This is a genomic window from Actinomycetaceae bacterium MB13-C1-2 (assembly GCA_035621235.1).
GTDB lineage: Bacteria > Actinomycetota > Actinomycetes > Actinomycetales > Actinomycetaceae > Scrofimicrobium.
Window position 1 is genome coordinate 686,184 of record CP141731.1, and the last position, 16,537, is coordinate 702,720.

Below are 16,537 nucleotides of genomic sequence, written 5' to 3' on the forward strand. Positions count from 1 at the left end.
AGTAGTCTCAAACATCGACGGAAAGGTGCCCTTATGCTGTGGAGACTTCTGGTTCGTTACCTGAGCCCATACAAGTGGTACATGGTTGGTGTTGTTGTCCTTCAGATGATCTCGGTCATCGCTAACCTGTATCTGCCAACCCTGAACGCGCAGATCATCGATAAGGGTGTGGCCGTTGGAGATGTCGGATTGATCTGGCGGCACGGCGGAGTGATGCTCATAGCGTCATTCATCCAGATCGTCGCCTCTGCGCTGTCCCTAATCTTGGCTGCGAAGGCCTCAATGTCAATGGGGCGCGACCTGCGAAATGCTGTCTATACAAAGGTCAGTGGCTTCTCACAGCGTGAACTGAACCAGTTTGGTCCCGGCTCACTGATCACGCGCAACACGAATGACGTTCAACAGGTTCAGATGCTGGTGATGATGGGGTCGACCATGCTTGTCATGGCACCGTTAATGTCGATAGGCGGCATCATCATGGCACTACGACAAGACGTTCAGATGTCTTGGATCATCGCAATTGCGATGCCCGTCATCCTGCTCCTGGCGGGCGCCATCATGCTGCGGCTGATTCCTCTGTTCCGCGAGTTCCAAGAAAAGCTTGACTCCATCAACCGGGTCATGCGCGAGCAACTGACCGGGGTTCGCGTCATTCGTGCTTTCGTGCGAGAGCGCGTTGAGGCCGCGAGATTCCTGGTTGCAAACACGGATATTTTGGTTGTCGGGCGAAACATTGGGTCAATGTTTGTTCTGTTGTTCCCCCTAGTCATGCTGGTAATGAACGTCACCGTCATCGCCGTTTTCTGGTTCGGGGCGGTTCGCGTGAACGAGGGAACGCTTGAGGTCGGCTCCGTCATGGCGCTGATGCAGTACATCATGCAGGTTCTGTTCGGAATAGTCATGGCGACGTTCATGGCGATGATGGTCCCTCGCGGAGTTGTATCTGCGGATCGTATTACCCAGGTTCTTGACTCGGAGGAGACGCTCAAGAACCCTGAGAACCCCGTACTCGTGCAACCAGAACCAGGTGTTGTTGAGTTCCGCGACGTTTCCTTCACCTTCCCCGACGCGGAGGAACCCGTTATTTCAAACGTCTCTTTCCTCGCACCAGCAGGAAAAACTACGGCGATAGTTGGCTCTACGGCAGCAGGCAAGACTACGGTGATGAACCTAATCCCTCGTCTGACCGACGTAACGGAGGGAATGGTTCTGGTCGGTGGGGTGGACGTACGTCGCCAAGATCTTGATTCGCTCTGGAACTCCATTGGGTTGGTTCCTCAGAAACCAATGCTGTTTAGTGGAACCGTTGCCTCTAATCTCAGGTTCGGAAAACAGGATGCCACTGACGATGAACTCTGGCATGCGCTACGAGTGGCCCAGGCCGAGGATTTCGTCTCGAAAATGAACGGCGAACTAGAGGCAGCGATTTCCCAGGGTGGCACCAACGTCTCCGGCGGACAGCGTCAGCGCCTATCGATCGCGAGAGCCCTGGTAAAGACACCCGGAATCCTCCTGTTTGACGACTCATTCTCGGCCCTGGACCTAACGACGGACGCGAGGCTGAGGGACGCACTGTGGAAGTCGTATCCAGACGTGACCAAGATTGTGATCGCGCAGAGGATCTCGACCATCACTGATGCCGACCAAATTCTGGTTCTGGACGACGGTCGCATTGTCGGTGCTGGCACGCACCAGGAACTGTTACAGACCTGTCCGACCTATATCGAAATCGTTGAATCCCAGCTTGCAGCGGAGGTGGCGTGATGGCCAATATCGAACCCACGCCAGTTACAGAGGACGAGGCCATCGAGCTGGCCGAGTCAGCAGCAATGAGCGCTGAAGCCGGTCACGGTGAGGGAGTCTCCCGCAAAGCACAGAACTTCTGGCCATCGTTTGGACGGATGCTCGGACTGCTTAAGCCCTACTGGATTCGGCTGACTATCGTCACGATCGTTGGGGCCGCGAGCGTCGTTCTCACGGTTATCTCCCCGAAGATACTGGGTCAGGCAACAGACGTTCTGTTCTCTGGGTACATTTCAAACAAGATTCCTCAGGGCATGACCACCGACCAAGCAGTTGAGGCACTCAAAGCCGCGGGTGAAACCGACATGGTGGCGATGATCGAGAAGATGAATGTGGTCCCCGGGGCCGGTGTTGACTTCTCGGCACTGGGAAGAATCTTAATGCTAGTACTGATTCTCTACGTACTGGCCGCCGCCTTGTCCTGGCTCCAGGGTTACATCCTCAACCGCGTGATGGTACGCGCCATGTGGAAGGTCAGGGGCGAGATTGAAGACAAGATCAACCGCCTGCCTCTGTCCTATTTCGACAAGGCCCGCCGCGGTGACCTGATTTCTCGAGTCACCAACGACGTGGACAACATGACTAACACGTTGCAGCAGTCTCTCTCAGGTGCCATCACATCGGTGTTCACGGTAATTGGTGTCGTGATAATGATGCTCACCATCTCTTGGAAACTGACGCTGATCGCCCTGATTTCCCTGCCGTTGCTAGGAATCATCTTCGGCATCATCGGACCGAAGGCGCAGAAGGCATTCAACATGCAGTGGCTGAAGGTCGGGCGTATTAACACCAGGGTCGAAGAGAGCTTCTCTGGCCACTCGCTAGTCAAGGTATTCGGACAGCAGCAACGGTTCGAAGAGGATTTCGAGTCCGAGAACGAAGAACTCTACCAAGCTTCATTCCGTGCCCAGGTGCTGTCCGGACTAATGATGCCCTCCATGACCTTTGTGGGGAATGTCGTCTACGTTGGGATCGCGGTTGTCGGCGGAGTGATGGTTGCTGGGGGGACCCTACTTCTAGGGAGCGTACAGGCGTTTATCCAGTACGCCCAGCAGTTCAACCAGCCACTATCAGAGCTTGGTGGAATGGCCTCGTCCGTCCAGTCAGGGGTAGCGTCAGCCGAACGTGTCTTCGAGTTGCTTGACGCCGAAGAACAGACCCCGGACAATCCGGATGCTCCAGAGCCCGCACCTGGTCAGGGACGGATCAAGTTCGATCACGTGAAGTTCAGCTACTCCCCCGATAAGCCCCTCATTGAAGACCTGAGTTTCACGGTAGAGCCGGGTCAGACTGTAGCCATTGTCGGGCCGACGGGCGCAGGTAAGACAACACTGGTGAACCTGCTAATGCGGTTCTATGAGCTTCAGGGCGGAAAGATTACCGTCAATGGCCAGAATATCGCCGATTTGAAGCGGGACGACGTGCGCCGTCGAACCGGAATGGTGCTGCAGGATCCCTGGCTGTTTGCCGGAACTATTGAAGAAAACATTCGATACGGGAACGAGGAGGCCACTCACGAACAGGTGGTTCAGGCCGCAAAGGCCACCTACGTTGACCGTCTAGTTCGCCAGTTGCCCCAGGGATACGAAACCCAGCTAGATGAGGACGCCGCGAATCTCTCGGCCGGTGAACGCCAACTTTTGACGATTGCTCGCGCGTTTGTTGCTGAGCCGTCGATTCTCATCTTGGACGAGGCGACCTCGTCGGTAGATACTCGCACCGAGAGGCTGTTGCAGAAGGCGATGGCGGCCCTGCAGAAGGGACGAACCTCGTTCGTGATCGCCCACCGGCTGTCAACCATTCGCGACGCTGACCTGATCCTTGTCATGGAGAATGGTGACATAGTCGAGCAGGGCAACCACTCGGAACTGATCAAAAAGAAGGGCGCGTACTACAGGCTGTACAACTCTCAGTTCGAGGGCGCGCACTAAGAATCAGTCCAGGCCGAGGCATCACCCGGCCCATCATCTGCAGTCAGGGTCCGGTGAACCATTTGTGTTTGGTTCACCGGACCAACGAGACACGCCAGAAAGTCCTCGGCCGACAACAGCGACAGAGCTGCTCGCATCGCATCCGAGGCCACCGGACGCCTTTGACACTCGCCTCGCCAAAATGATAGCTTCTATGGAAACGCTTCCACCGTTGGGAACACAACGTTTGGAGCATATTCCGTACCGACCCATCCCCTGATGAGGTTTGAGCAAAAGGACAGCCCCAATGATGACTCCTATTGGAAATGACTTATCTACCATCAGCGCTCTAAGGACCGTTCAGACACGCTCCATTTCACCGGAAAACTTCGATGGAAGCCCAGGCAAAGGCGGAATGGCTACGGAGGGAACAGGAGCCTCCTGCGCGCGAGACTTGGGCGTGGGATGGAAGATATCACCGAGCGTAGACGTTAAGGCCGGTGAGACTCTTGAGCTTGCGGATATAAAGACCCCGGGCAAAATAACGCACATCTGGGCCACCACCCACACTGACCATTGGCGATCTCTGATACTTCGCGCCTACTGGGACAACGCCGATGAACCCGCAATCGAAGTTCCGTATGGAGACTTCTTTTGCAACGGTTGGGGGGTCTTTACCCAGGTTAACTCACAACCGATCGTGACGAACCCACACGGGGGCTTCAACTCGTACTGGCCCATGCCATTTCGCGAGAATGCTCGCCTGACAATTGAAAATACATCCCCCGTCGACGCTCGGATCTACTTTCAAATCACTTACGAAGTGGGCGGGGACTACTCTCAGGAGGGATATCTTCACGCACAGTGGCGTAGATCCAACCCACTTGAAGAGCGAACTCCGCACGTCATCCTTGAGGGGATCAAGGGACGCGGCCAGTATGTAGGAACCTACATGGCCTGGGGTGTTAACTCGAATGGCTGGTGGGGCGAGGGGGAAGTGAAATTCTTCCTCGATGATGACAACGAGTACCCAACGATCTGCGGAACAGGTACCGAAGACTACTTCGGAGGGGCCTGGAATTTCGACGTTCCAGGAAAAGGGTATACGGAGTTCTCAACCCTCTATCTTGGAATGCCACAGGTCATTCGGCCCGACGGACTCTATATCTCCCAACAGCGCTTTGGAATGTATCGATTCCATATCCCAGATCCGATCAACTTCAACAAGGGTCTTCCTCGAGTGGAAGTACAAGCTCTCGGCTGGCGCAGTGGCGGCCGTTATCTACCGTTGAGGGACGACATCGCCTCCACCGCCTACTTCTACCTTGATTCCCCCGCAGCGGCGCGCGGTGAGACCCCCACTGCCGATGAGATGGAGATTCACCTCGGAGCGGCGCCCGCTCCCGATCTCGGAGCAACTCCGCCAAGGTAGAAAGAAGTTCTAGATGCGGGCGTATCTCAATCGCCTCAAGAGCCGCCGGAAGAAGTCGGTCCGGCGGCTAGAACTGACTGGACACAAACTCAGGCGACAACTCCCCGCTTCCTCGCGGGATCAGTCGTACGGGAATCACCACTCTTCGCGGCTGCGAGTCATCTCCCTCGATCCTGTCTATAAGCATCGAAGTAGCCGTCGCGCCTAGGACTGATGTGTCCGCCGCGACCACGGTCACTGGGCGTCTCAGCAACTCGGCCATATGAACGTCGTCGAAGCCGACCAGTGCTACTTCCTTGTTTGAGTGATGCATGGAAAGCAGTGCACCCTCCGTCATGAAGTTTGTCGTCGTGAAAACCGCAGTGGGTGGCTCTGGGAGGCGCAGAAGGCGACTCATCGCCTCCTCGGCCTGAGTGACACTTCCTGAACTAAGACGAACTACCAGGTCGCTATCGGCCGTGATCCCGTGTTCACGCAGGGCTTTACGGTATCCCCGTAGTCTGAGACCCGTGGTGTAGTACGACGGTGCCACGAGAACCGCAATCCTTGAGTGTCCGTGCTTGATCAAGTGTTCGGCAGCTAAGAAACCGCCTTCCATGTTGTCAAACACGACGGTGTCCGAATTGAGTTCTGGGCTGGGACGGTCAACTAGAACCAGCGGCACAGAACTGTCGTGCCGCAGCTCTAGTAGCTGACGTGAGTCATTTGCGTCCGGAGACAAGATGAGTCCAGCAACCTTGTGCGAGAGCAGGTCGTCTATGCTCCTGCGCTCAACCTCAGGACTCTCGTCGGACGTTCCGATCAATGCGGCGTATCCACGCCTACGACTGCATTTGATTGCACCCGCTGCGAGGTGTGACCAGAACGGGTTGGTCAAGTCACCTAGCTTCAGGCCGATAGTTCGGGAACGCTGCCCGGGTCTTAGTGCACGGGCGATCTCGTTCGGCTGATAGTCAAGCTCACTGATCGCGTCTAAGACACGCTTTCGCGTCTCGTCACCAACGGGCCCGGATTCGTTTACAACCCTAGACACCGTGGTTAAGCCCGTACCCGCGAGTCTGGCGACATCCTTCATTGTCGGAGAGCCACTCATTTGCTCACTCCCTCTTAAGGTGCCTCAGTTGCAACCTCTACGTAAGAAACAGCGTAGCGTCCCGACGCGAGCGTCACTGGAGTCTGCGCAAAGTTGACAAAGAATCGGCTGAGGGCCGCAGCATCAACTGGAACACTGCGGCCCTCCGCTCACGGTCGTTTCTGTTTTACGGCCGTAGTGACGCTACTGGTTTGCATCCACCAACGCCTGGAACTGATCGACATACGTGGACAGATCACTTACCGGCTTGTCCCCCTTCAGGATGGGCAAGTAGGTTGCCACTGTCAGATCATTCGCCTGGGAGGCGTAGGGGGTTGTCAGTCGGAGGCTGACGTACTCGTCGGCGTTCAAGCTGTACTCCAACGTCTCAATAACGGAGGTAGCCCCCATCTCTTCGAGAGAATCAAAGTATGCCTGTTGTCCCGGCTGGAACGCAGGAGGGGCGACGGGTGTACGGGACATTACTTCGGGGATCACCTCAGTGTTGAGGAACTCAACAACCTTGTAGGTGTCATCTGTACTTGCCGTTGTGGTTGGAGTGCACATTCCGATGGCGTCGTAGAGAGTCGTCTTAATCTTCTCGTGAGGAAGCGGCACCCACGCCCAGTTGACATCAGGAGCATCGTTCGTCAACGCCTGGGCCTGCCATTGTCCACCGATCATCATGGGCTGGCTTCCCGCGGCGAAGAGCGAGGTGGTGTTGCTGACATCGTAATCTGGAGGAGCCACGTAACCAGCGGCAATAGCATCACGAAGCTTGGTTACCCCCTCCACATAGTATTCGTCGGCCTGAACTGTCGTTGGGGCATTTACGTCATTCACGATTCCCTGGCCGCCCGAAGATACTGAGTAGGTCCCCATTGCGAACGGACCATCCAGTGTTACGTACATGTCGGTCGTTAGGCCGAAGTTGGATCCGCCCGCCCCGGTTAGGGCGCCTGCCGCCGAGTAGAGATCGTCCCAGTTCCAGCCCGACTCAGGTAGTGGAACACCATTTTCTTCAAACAGATCAGCGTTGTACCAAACCCCGAACACGTTTCTCAACGACGGAACACCGCCGATTCCGTTGTCAGTGGTCCAGCGCTCCAACCCGCCGAGACTTTCTGGAGTCATCTTTCCCTGAAGATATGAAGTCCAGTCAACCAGTATGCCAAGTTGTGAGTACTGGATGGCCGTGTCGTTTCCGCACCAGAAAATGTCCGGCAAATTCTGCGCCTGTGCAAGCGAGCCGAGTTTGTCCCCGTAGTCACCCGAAGGTGCATTGACTCGCTCAATCGTCACGTCAGGGTCATCCCAGAGTTCCTCAACAACCTCATCGAAGATGGTGTTGGTCTCGGCAGATTCCCAGGTCATATATTTGACGACCTTCTTGGCTCCACCCGCTTCACTTCCTGCATTATCCGAAGCCTTAGATTGCGCTGATGATCCACCGCCGCAGGCAGTCAAAGACGTCGCCACGAGAGCGGCCGCGACAATAGACGCTACGCCTAACCTCTTGTCTTTCATGATCCTTCTTCCTTGATTCTCATGTTTCAACACCCTCCATATCGCGGGTGTCTATTTCCTATTTCTGTGTTGTGTTCCCAAGCGAGCTAAGCCCCTGGATGAAGTACTTCTGAGCAAAGAGGAACAGTAGTAGGGGCGGAAGCATGTAAAGCAGGTTCGTTGCCATGTACTTCGACCAGTCCGGAGCCTGCGCGGCAAAAGCATCAATGAACGAGGACATGCCCAGAGCTAACGTCCACTTTTCCGAAGAGTTGAGATACACCAACGGATTCAGGTAGTCATTCCAGGAAGCCTGGAACGCAAGTATTGCCATGGCGATCCAGGCCGGCTTTGTCATGGGAAGCATGATCGAAAAGAACGTGCGAATGTGCCCCGCGCCATCCACTTTTGCCGCCTCATCAATGCTCATCGGGACGGCCAAAAAGTATTGCCGCGCGAGGAAAATGAAGAGCGGATTTCCCCCCAAGAACGCGGGGACAATCAACGGCAGCCAGGTATCGTACCAGCCAATATCCCTAAACAATTGGAACAAAGGAATGATTCCCACTACTCCAGGCAATAGCATTGAACCAACGAAAATGTAGAACAACGGCTTTCGCCCTCGAAACCTGAGCCTCGCTAGCGCATACCCGGCCATCATGGACGACATGACTCCACCAAACACGGACAGTCCCGTGATGATGAAGGTGTTGAGCAAAAGTCTAGGGAAACCGATTAGCTCGGGCCCGGTGACAAAGTTGCTCCACGTCCACTCTTTAGGGAAGAACGACGGTGGAACCTCAAACACTGCGGAGGAGCTCTTCAGCGCGATAGTTATCATCCACAAGAGCGGTAGAACCATCACTGAACAGAGGAGCAGCGCCGTCGCGTACCAGGCTGCCGATTTTCCTCGCTTCTTTCGCTTGGCTGCTTTCCTTAGCTCGTCTCCCGAGCTCGCCGTTTTAGACATCGTCTTGGCCTCCGATGGTGGAACGTTGCGTCTAGTACTGGACGGCATCGTCGTACTTCCAAATCTTCATGAATCGCGCTGAGACAGCCAAAACTGCAACAACTATGGCAAAAAGTACCCAGACTTGGGCTGTAGCAAATCCAAGCTCTGGGATTCGTCCCATGGTTGGAAATGCGTGATCGTAGATAGAAAGCATGAGCGTCGTCGTATCCCATCCGGGTCCACCCTGAGTGAGTATTCGTGGTTGAACGAACGTCTGCATGGCCGCATTCAGCTGCATCACAAACTGCAAGATAAGGATGGGAACAATCGACGGTAGGGTGATCTGGAAGAACATTCTGATCGACCCCGACCCGTCGATCATCGCGGCTTCATAGATTTCTCTGGGGACCGCCTGCAACGCCGCGAGCATAATCACCATGGTTGATCCGATGCCCCAAAGCATGACCAAAACAATCGAGGGCATCGCCGTTGCCGAGTTACTTAGCCACTGTTGTTCAGGAAGCCCGAGTGCTCCGATTATCTGGTTTGCGAGTCCCACCTGCGGGTCGAAAATAAACTTCCAAAGCGTCACCGTCGCCACAATCGGCAGCACTGCAGGAAGGTAGAGTATCGTGCGCACAAATGAGACCGCTGGAAGCCGTACATTCACAAACAGTGCGAGTAGCAGTCCGAGGATTATGGATAGCGGCACGTAGAGCAAAACAAGATATCCCGTTGCCTTCAGTGATGAAATGAATGAGGGGTCAGTCGTAAACAGACGACGAAAGTTTTCTATTCCGACAAACTCCGGCGGTGTGATGCCGTTGAAGTCGGTCAGTGATAAGACAATCGCGCTGATCAGCGGGTAGACCACAAATACCGCACAGCCCACCAAAGCCGGCGCCAAGAAAAACAGCGCTGGCTTTAGGTCCCTATTTGCTATTGCGCGCGCCCGTGCGCGACTTTCGGATGAAAGATCCTTGTCTTTGCTCGAATGACTCGACTGTTGCTCGGTTGTTACTTCCACCGATGTCCTAGATTCGGATGTCACGCTGGTTTCCCATTCACTCTTGCCCCACCGCCTCGATGCGACTCTGACAACAGATATGGAAGCGTTTCCATACTTTATATGGTAACGTTTCCACTGTTGTCGCTATTTATACCACCGTGGCCCGATGGGAGTCAACAGAATGAACGAACACGAAGAAGTCTTGCCCTCTATTGACAGCGAGATATTCGAGTTATCTCAGCTAGTGTCGGCTCGTTATAGCACGAACCCTTTAGTGGCCCGCGTCTTCCAGAACTGTCTTGCCTACTCGTGGTCGAGTGCAATCAGCGTCTCGAAAGAGTCGGCTCCGGGTGCGCCCGAGATTTTCGTTCGTACAGGAGACATCCCGGCGATGTGGCTTCGCGACAGTGTCGCGCAAATGCGACCATACCTTCCACTAGCCCGGCATCCGAAAGTGCGCGAAGTCCTTACCGGCGTTCTCCGTCGTCAACAGCGTTGCATCCAAATTGACCCCTATGCCAACGCGTTTAACGATGGGCCAACCGGAGCGACGGGCGAAACGTCGGATGTCCCGGCCCCAGGTAGTTGGGTCTGGGAGAGAAAGTTTGAACTTGATTCGATCTGTGCCCCACTTCAGTTTGGTTACGCAATTTGGCGCGCATCCGATTCAACGGAGCATCTAGACGCCGAGTTTCGGACGATGGCCGAGACCATCCTTCAACTTATGGAGCTAGAACAGGATCACGCTGCCTCCAACTACCAGTTCCTGCGTCTATACGGACCGTTTAGTACCGACTCGCTTCCATGCGACGGAAAGGGCGATCCAACCGCCAAGACCGGCATGATCTGGTCTGGATTCCGACCTTCTGATGACAGATGTGAGTTTGGATACCACATTCCGGCGAACGCGATGGCCGTGGCATCGCTCGGGGGCTTGGCGCAGATTGCGAGCGAAGTCTGGAATGATGAGGCATTTGCCCAAAGAGTTTTGCGCATTGCGCAGCGTGTTCATCGTGGGATTCTTGATCACGGGCTACTTGAGCGAGATGACCGCACGATACTCGCCTATGAAGTGGATGGTCTCGGCGGCGCTCTGTTCGCGGACGATGCGAACTTGCCCAGCCTCCTAGGGCTACCTCTCACCGGCTGGCTGGGGCAGACTGACCCGATCTACGAGTCGACCCGGAGATGGGTGCTCTCGCCGGATAATCCTTATTACTACCAGGGAACGTCGGCAAGTGGAGTAGGAAGCGCCCACACCCCGCCCGGATACATCTGGCCAATAGCTATCGCAACTCAGGGCCTCACCGGGACCGAGGACGAACTCTCGCAAGCAATTACGACTCTCACCGAAACCACTGGCGGAACCGAGTACATGCATGAGAGCTTCGACCCAAACAACCCCAAGTCCTACACGCGTCCGTGGTTCGGTTGGGCGAATGCGATGTACGCCGAACTCGTTATGAAGTCCGTGGGAATCGAGATTGCCGAGTATTTTCCAAAGTGGAGCGGGAACTAGGTACTCCGGGTCCTTCCGGTATATTGCCCCTTAAAGGGACACGTATTTGTCATTCGCTCAATGAGCCACGGAATAGCCGGACTGAAAGGTCCATCCCGCTTAGGCTCTAGAGTCACGGACCGAGAATTACGGACGCGGACCCCTGCGAAAGCCTTCCAGTAGCACGAAGGGCGGACCTGGTATTTACCAGAGTCCGCCCTTCTTTACGATCTCTACTAGTCGATCGCTACGATCTCAACTGCGCTAAGGCCCTTGGGGCTATTCTCAACGCGGAACTGGACCTTCTGCTCCTCGTACAGGTTACGGATGCCCGAACCCTCAATGTTGCTGTAGTGCGCGAAGACATCGGCGGAACCATCATCAGGAGTGATGAAGCCGAAGCCCTTCTGCGAATTGAACCATTTCACGACACCAGTCATGGTATCTGCCATGCGGAATTCTCTTTTCTTTACCGCGGTTGCAGCCAGTCCCGGCGGGACCGGCGGTAATAACGCTTCTTCTGTTGCACCGCGGGTCTTCCCGATCAGTACTTCTTTGGAAAGGTAACTACGGCATATACGGTAGCGCATTTATCCCCGAGAAACACCTGCAGCGTAACATTCGGTGTGGAACTCCATTCATCCCTACCTGGGGAGAACGCAAGTCTGAAGGGGCTGATCACCGTGTCTGTCAAAGAAAAACTGGCACAGCTCGAGATTGAGCTACCGGAAGTTCCCACGCCGGTAGCCGCTTATGTGCCCGCGCTGGTCGACCGCGGAGTAGTACGCACATCCGGCCAACTCCCGTTTCTAGACGGCTCACTGGTTTCCGAGGGTTTGTGCGGAACCGTAGCGGTGACCAACAAACGAGCCAAGGCGGCAGCCCGTCAGGCTGCACTGAACGCACTCGCAGCCGCAGCCGCAGCAGCCGGAGGGCTCGATAACCTCGAGAGCGTTGTACGAGTCGTTGTCTATGTGGCGTCCACAGACGGCTTTTTTGCCCAACCTGAAATCGCTAACGGGGCGTCCGAGATCCTTATGGAGATATTCGGCGTCCCACACGTTCGCTCGGCAGTGGGCGTAGCAGCGCTTCCTCTGAACGCGACGGTCGAGGTCGAGGTCGAGTTTGCTCTAATCTAGCGTCCAGCGTCGGCAACGGTGGGTGACCCTCTGCCTACCGGCCCCGCAAGTTTCCAATCAGATAGGGGCCCAACTCGACCGACTTCATCGGCGTGTTGGGCCCCTATCTGATTGGAAAACCAGGAGAGTTGCTAGACGCCTACCCTCACTGCCTGCAGGATCTTGTCCACTGAGTCCTTGGCGTCCCCGAACAGCATCTGCGTGTTCTCGTTAAAGAACAACGGGTTTTGCACCCCGGCGTACCCGGTTGCCATCGACCGCTTGAAGACAACCACGTTCTGCGCATCCCACACCTTCAGAACCGGCATTCCCGCAATCGGTGAACCGGGCTCCTCGGCTGCGGGGTTCACGGTGTCGTTCGCCCCGATGACCAGTACCACGTCCACGTCCTCGAAGTCCTCGTTGAGCTCGTCCATCTCTAGGACGACGTCATATGGAACTTTGGCTTCCGCCAATAGCACGTTCATGTGCCCCGGGAGGCGACCAGCGACCGGATGAATTCCGAAAGTCACGTCCACGCCCTTGTCACGTAGTGCCTGAGTCAGTTCCGCGACCGGATACTGCGCCTGAGCAACAGCCATGCCGTAGCCCGGTGTGATTACGACCCTGCGTGAACCATCCAGCAACGCCGCAACCTGCTCTGCATTGATCTCGCGGTACTCCCCATCTTCCTCGGCCGCCGGGCCAGATGAATCGGCCGATCCGAACCCGCCCAGAATCACCGAGATAAACGAGCGGTTCATCGCACGGCACATAATGTACGAAAGGAAGGCACCCGAGGAGCCAACAAGCGCCCCAACAATAATCAATAGGTCATTACCGAGCATGAAGCCCGCCGCTGCTGCAGCCCAGCCTGAGTACGAGTTCAGCATCGACACCACAACCGGCATGTCACCGCCGCCGATCGCGGCAACAAGGTGGACTCCGAGCAGTAGCGCGATCACGGTCATCACGATGAATGGAATCCAGGCAATGGAGCTTTCGTGAACCGCAATGAACCAGACCATCAGGCCGACTGAAATGAGGATTGCTCCGAGGTTCAGCCAGTTACGACCGGGGAGCGTCAGCGGCGCTCCCGAAACACGTCCGGAGAGCTTAAGGAACGCAACGATCGATCCGGTCAGCGTGACCGCGCCGATGAAAACACCCAGGAAGACCTCGCCCGCGTGGAACCCTCCCAGAGCGGCGGACGCAGGATCAGGAGCGATGAAGGAGTTATAGCCGACCAGAACGGCTGCCAGGCCGACGAAGCTGTGCAGCAAAGCGATGAGTTCCGGCATGCCCGTCATCTCAACCTTCTGAGCGCGCCACAGGCCGATCATGGCTCCGATGATCATTGCCACCGCAATTAGCAGAGCCGTAACCAAGACCCCTCGGGCTGGTCCTGACGACAGGGCAGCCAAAATGGTGGCAGCTAGCGCGATCGTCATACCAAGAACACCAAAATGGTTGCCTCGACGGGACGACTCGTGCGTCGATAGGCCTCGCAGCGACAGGATAAACAGGATTGCCGCAATCAGATATGCGAGCTTTACGAAGTGCACAGTCCAGTACTCGGGGGTTGCAACATTGTCCGCCCCACCCGGAAGATCAACATGATCCAGGGGGACCATCGCCAGCGTCAGAAAAATATTAGTCATTGTTTTCTCGCCTAGCCCTTCTGGAACATTGTCAGCATGCGACCGGTAACTCTGAATCCACCAAAGATGTTGATGGAAGCGACCGTTATCGCAAGGAAGCTAAGAATCGTCACCGCCAGATTGTCGGTTCCAATCTGCGATATGGCACCCACCAGGATGATGCCCGAGATCGCGTTTGTCACCGACATCAGAGGTGTGTGCAGCGAGTGCGCCACCCCGGTGATCACGTAGAAGCCCACGACAATCGCCAGCGCGAACACCATGTAGTGACCGAGCGCGGAGGCGGGCGTAGCCAAGACTAGGGCTACTCCGAGTAGCACAGCGAGCGAACCCCCGATGAGGTTAAACCTCTTCTTCCTCGCCTTCGAGTCGGCCTCGGCTGCAGCAAGTGCCGCGTGCTTAGCCACGTCATCGATTTCGGCTGGTGTCGCTGCCGATACCTTGATCGGGGGCGGCGGAAACAGTACCTCACGATCGTGAGTAACGGTAATGGTTCGAACGATCTCGTCATCAAGATCTAGGACCAGTTCCCCGTCCTTCTCGGGTGTCATCAACTTCAGGAGGTTGACGATGTTCTGCGAGTAAAGCTGTGATGACTGAGTTGGGAGCCGACCCGCCAAATCCGTCAATCCGATGATCGTGACACCGTTCGCGGTAACGAAGCGCTCGCCCGGTACTGTCTGTGTCGTGTTTCCCCCGTTTGCCGCAGCCATATCAACGATGACCGAACCCGGCTTCATCGCGGCGATGGCCTCATCGTCAAGGAGAATGGGCGATTTACGACCAGGGACGTTTGCAGTGGTGACGATAATGTCCGATTCGGCCGACTGCTTAGCGTAGACCTGATTAGCCGCCTTGAGTTCGTCCTCGGTCAACGCGCGAGCGTATCCGTCAGTCGACTCTTGCTTCACCTCGGCAAGAGGAACGAACCTGGCACCCATCGACTGCACTTGCTCGGCGACCTCAGGCCGCACATCGGTGGAGAACACCTCCGCTCCCATTGAACTGGCCGTACCGATGGCAGCCAGGCCCGCGACGCCAGCGCCGATTACGTACACCTTCGCCGGGGGCATCTTGCCGGCCGCGGTAACCTGACCTGTGAACAGTCTGCCGAACTCATTCGCGGCTTCGATCACCGCGCGATAACCGGCAACGTTCGCCTGTGAGGAGAGCACATCCATCGCCTGAGCTCGCGAAATGCGCGGGACCGTGTCCATGGCCAGGGCCGTAATGTCCGCCGTAGCCAGTCTCTTCACAAGTTCCGGATTGCGCGACGGGGCCAACCTCGAGATCAGCACCGTGCCGCCGTGGAAGGCCTCGATGTCTGCCCCAGTGGGTTCGTCTAGTGCAAGAACGATGTCAGAACCCAGGGCGGCAGCGCGATCAACGACCACGGCCCCAGCCTCCTCATACTGATAGTCGGGATAACTGGACCGCTCGCCAGCGCCGGACTCAACACAAACCTCGTAACCGAGTTTCTGAAGTTTAGTCACGGTGTCGGGTGTTGCAGCTACAAGAGGCTGATTTGCCCCCTGCGCTGGGACGCCAATCCGCATAGATTCTCCTTTGATAAGAGTCTCCCGCCGCCAGGAGCTCTAACTCATGCCTTGCTTATGATAGGCGTTCCCCCGCGTCGTAGCCCAATAACGAGATCGGTTGGTGACATGCTCCCCACCTATGCCGAAACGAGACCCGCACACTACCCTGGTCTAGTGATCACCTCGTTACGTTGCTTCGCCTTGAGTAGGACGCCCGTATCACCAATTAGGCGTTCGTCTTGATCACAGCAGATCACGACAACGCGTTCATCCGCGATCTAGATGACGAGGGCGCAGCGTCATACCTCCGCCTCCGCCCCAGTTACCCTTCAGAAGCGCTCAAGGTGTTGCAAGATACGGTTGGGAATCACGAGGAAGTATCCGTAATCGATATTGGCGCGGGAAGCGGGCAACTAACAAGGCTCCTGGCTGAACACGGCTATCGAACCTGTGCGGTTGAGCCATCAAAAGCGATGCGATCAGCACTAGAAAGTCAACCCTGGGTCAAGGAAACCAAGACGCGGGTGGTTGAGGGTCTGGCCGAAGACACCGGCCTTCCCCCTCAGCAGGCTGACCTGATCACCTGGGCGCAGTGCTTTCACTGGTTTGACACACCGCAAGCCACCGAGGAAGCTGCTCGCCTTCTCCGCCCGGGTGGAGTGGCCGCAGCGTTGTGGAACCAGCTCGACGTGCGCAAACCCTGGGTACACCGACTTACTCGCATAATGCGTTCCGGGGACGTACTTGCCCGCCAGAAGCCACCCGACTTGGGACCTAAGTTCACCGATCCACGAGGCACGATCGTCGAGTGGACCGATATTCAGACTCCCGAACAGGTCATGGAGCTGGGACGAACCCGAAGTTCGTACCTGCGATCAAGCCCCGATGGCCGCCTCAAGATGCAAGGGAACCTGAACTGGTACTTGTATGAACGTCTCGGTTTCCACCCTCATGAACCAATTGAACTCCCCTATCGAACGTTCATCTGGACCGCCACCCGGATTTGAGAACCGTGACATCTACCGTCGGTCGCGTGGG

13 protein-coding genes are annotated in these 16,537 nt (G+C 56.1%); 6 read left to right on the forward strand and 7 right to left on the reverse strand.

The features are described from left to right. Positions 1-33: 33 nt before the first annotated feature. The 3 genes from U6G28_03060 to U6G28_03070 all read left to right on the forward strand — a co-directional run bounded on the left by U6G28_03060 (position 34) and on the right by U6G28_03070 (position 5,145). On the forward strand, positions 34-1,764 hold the full coding sequence (locus U6G28_03060; protein ID WRS30684.1) for an ABC transporter ATP-binding protein: 1,731 nt from the start codon (positions 34-36) through the stop codon (positions 1,762-1,764). Beyond that, positions 1,764-3,734, forward strand: a complete 1,971-nt coding sequence (locus U6G28_03065; protein ID WRS30685.1) for an ABC transporter ATP-binding protein — start codon at positions 1,764-1,766, stop codon at positions 3,732-3,734. The genes U6G28_03060 and U6G28_03065 overlap by 1 nt, the downstream gene beginning before the upstream one ends. Positions 3,735-4,020: 286 nt before the next feature. Further along, positions 4,021-5,145, forward strand: coding sequence for a glycoside hydrolase family 172 protein (locus U6G28_03070; protein ID WRS30686.1), 1,125 nt, complete (start codon positions 4,021-4,023; stop codon positions 5,143-5,145). Between the two features lie 67 nt (positions 5,146-5,212). On the opposite strand, the gene U6G28_03075 is transcribed toward U6G28_03070, so the two are convergent. From U6G28_03075 to U6G28_03090, 4 genes are all read right to left on the reverse strand, one after another. Beyond that, positions 5,213-6,238, reverse strand: coding sequence for a LacI family DNA-binding transcriptional regulator (locus U6G28_03075; GenBank protein ID WRS30687.1), 1,026 nt, complete (start codon positions 6,236-6,238; stop codon positions 5,213-5,215). A gap of 183 nt (positions 6,239-6,421) precedes the next feature. Continuing rightward, positions 6,422-7,744 carry an extracellular solute-binding protein gene (locus tag U6G28_03080; GenBank protein ID WRS30688.1) on the reverse strand — a complete coding sequence of 441 codons (1,323 nt, stop codon included), beginning with the start codon at positions 7,742-7,744 and terminating at the stop codon, positions 6,422-6,424. A gap of 58 nt (positions 7,745-7,802) precedes the next feature. After that, complete coding sequence (locus tag U6G28_03085; protein ID WRS30689.1) at positions 7,803-8,693, reverse strand: carbohydrate ABC transporter permease; 891 nt, start codon at positions 8,691-8,693, stop codon at positions 7,803-7,805. A gap of 31 nt (positions 8,694-8,724) precedes the next feature. Continuing rightward, on the reverse strand, positions 8,725-9,726 hold the full coding sequence (locus U6G28_03090) for a sugar ABC transporter permease (GenBank protein WRS30690.1): 1,002 nt from the start codon (positions 9,724-9,726) through the stop codon (positions 8,725-8,727). A 139-nt stretch (positions 9,727-9,865) separates the two neighbouring features. On the opposite strand from U6G28_03090, the gene U6G28_03095 reads away from it, so the two are divergent. Then, entirely contained in the window at positions 9,866-11,203 is a 1,338-nt protein-coding gene (locus U6G28_03095; protein ID WRS30691.1) for a glycoside hydrolase family 125 protein, read from the forward strand. A gap of 215 nt (positions 11,204-11,418) precedes the next feature. Here the strand turns inward: U6G28_03095 and U6G28_03100 are convergent, their stop codons facing one another. Further along, positions 11,419-11,634, reverse strand: a complete 216-nt coding sequence (locus U6G28_03100) for a cold-shock protein (GenBank protein ID WRS30692.1) — start codon at positions 11,632-11,634, stop codon at positions 11,419-11,421. Between the two features lie 231 nt (positions 11,635-11,865). On the opposite strand from U6G28_03100, the gene U6G28_03105 reads away from it, so the two are divergent. Further along, positions 11,866-12,321, forward strand: a complete 456-nt coding sequence (locus tag U6G28_03105) for a RidA family protein (GenBank protein ID WRS30693.1) — start codon at positions 11,866-11,868, stop codon at positions 12,319-12,321. A 131-nt stretch (positions 12,322-12,452) separates the two neighbouring features. On the opposite strand, the gene pntB is transcribed toward U6G28_03105, so the two are convergent. Further along, positions 12,453-13,961, reverse strand: a complete 1,509-nt coding sequence (gene pntB / locus U6G28_03110; GenBank protein ID WRS30694.1) for a Re/Si-specific NAD(P)(+) transhydrogenase subunit beta — start codon at positions 13,959-13,961, stop codon at positions 12,453-12,455. 11 nt (positions 13,962-13,972) lie between these two features. Beyond that, entirely contained in the window at positions 13,973-15,517 is a 1,545-nt protein-coding gene (locus U6G28_03115; protein ID WRS30695.1) for a Re/Si-specific NAD(P)(+) transhydrogenase subunit alpha, read from the reverse strand. A 221-nt stretch (positions 15,518-15,738) separates the two neighbouring features. Between U6G28_03115 and U6G28_03120 the strand changes: the two genes are divergently transcribed. Further along, complete coding sequence (locus tag U6G28_03120) at positions 15,739-16,506, forward strand: class I SAM-dependent methyltransferase (protein ID WRS30696.1); 768 nt, start codon at positions 15,739-15,741, stop codon at positions 16,504-16,506. The last annotated feature ends 31 nt before the right edge of the window (positions 16,507-16,537 follow it).

What these genes read in the sequence shown, in the direction of transcription:
- U6G28_03060 (WRS30684.1), top strand. Translation starts at nt 34, where the DNA reads ATGCTGTGGAGACTTCTGGTTCGTTACCTGAGCCCATACAAGTGGTAC.
- U6G28_03065 (WRS30685.1), top strand. Translation starts at nt 1,764, where the DNA reads ATGGCCAATATCGAACCCACGCCAGTTACAGAGGACGAGGCCATCGAG.
- U6G28_03070 (WRS30686.1), top strand. Translation starts at nt 4,021, where the DNA reads ATGATGACTCCTATTGGAAATGACTTATCTACCATCAGCGCTCTAAGG.
- U6G28_03075 (WRS30687.1), bottom strand. Translation starts at nt 6,238, where the DNA reads ATGAGTGGCTCTCCGACAATGAAGGATGTCGCCAGACTCGCGGGTACG.
- U6G28_03080 (WRS30688.1), bottom strand. Translation starts at nt 7,744, where the DNA reads ATGAAAGACAAGAGGTTAGGCGTAGCGTCTATTGTCGCGGCCGCTCTC.
- U6G28_03085 (WRS30689.1), bottom strand. Translation starts at nt 8,693, where the DNA reads ATGTCTAAAACGGCGAGCTCGGGAGACGAGCTAAGGAAAGCAGCCAAG.
- U6G28_03095 (WRS30691.1), top strand. Translation starts at nt 9,866, where the DNA reads ATGAACGAACACGAAGAAGTCTTGCCCTCTATTGACAGCGAGATATTC.
- U6G28_03100 (WRS30692.1), bottom strand. Translation starts at nt 11,634, where the DNA reads ATGGCAGATACCATGACTGGTGTCGTGAAATGGTTCAATTCGCAGAAG.
- pntB (WRS30694.1), bottom strand. Translation starts at nt 13,961, where the DNA reads ATGACTAATATTTTTCTGACGCTGGCGATGGTCCCCCTGGATCATGTT.
- U6G28_03115 (WRS30695.1), bottom strand. Translation starts at nt 15,517, where the DNA reads ATGCGGATTGGCGTCCCAGCGCAGGGGGCAAATCAGCCTCTTGTAGCT.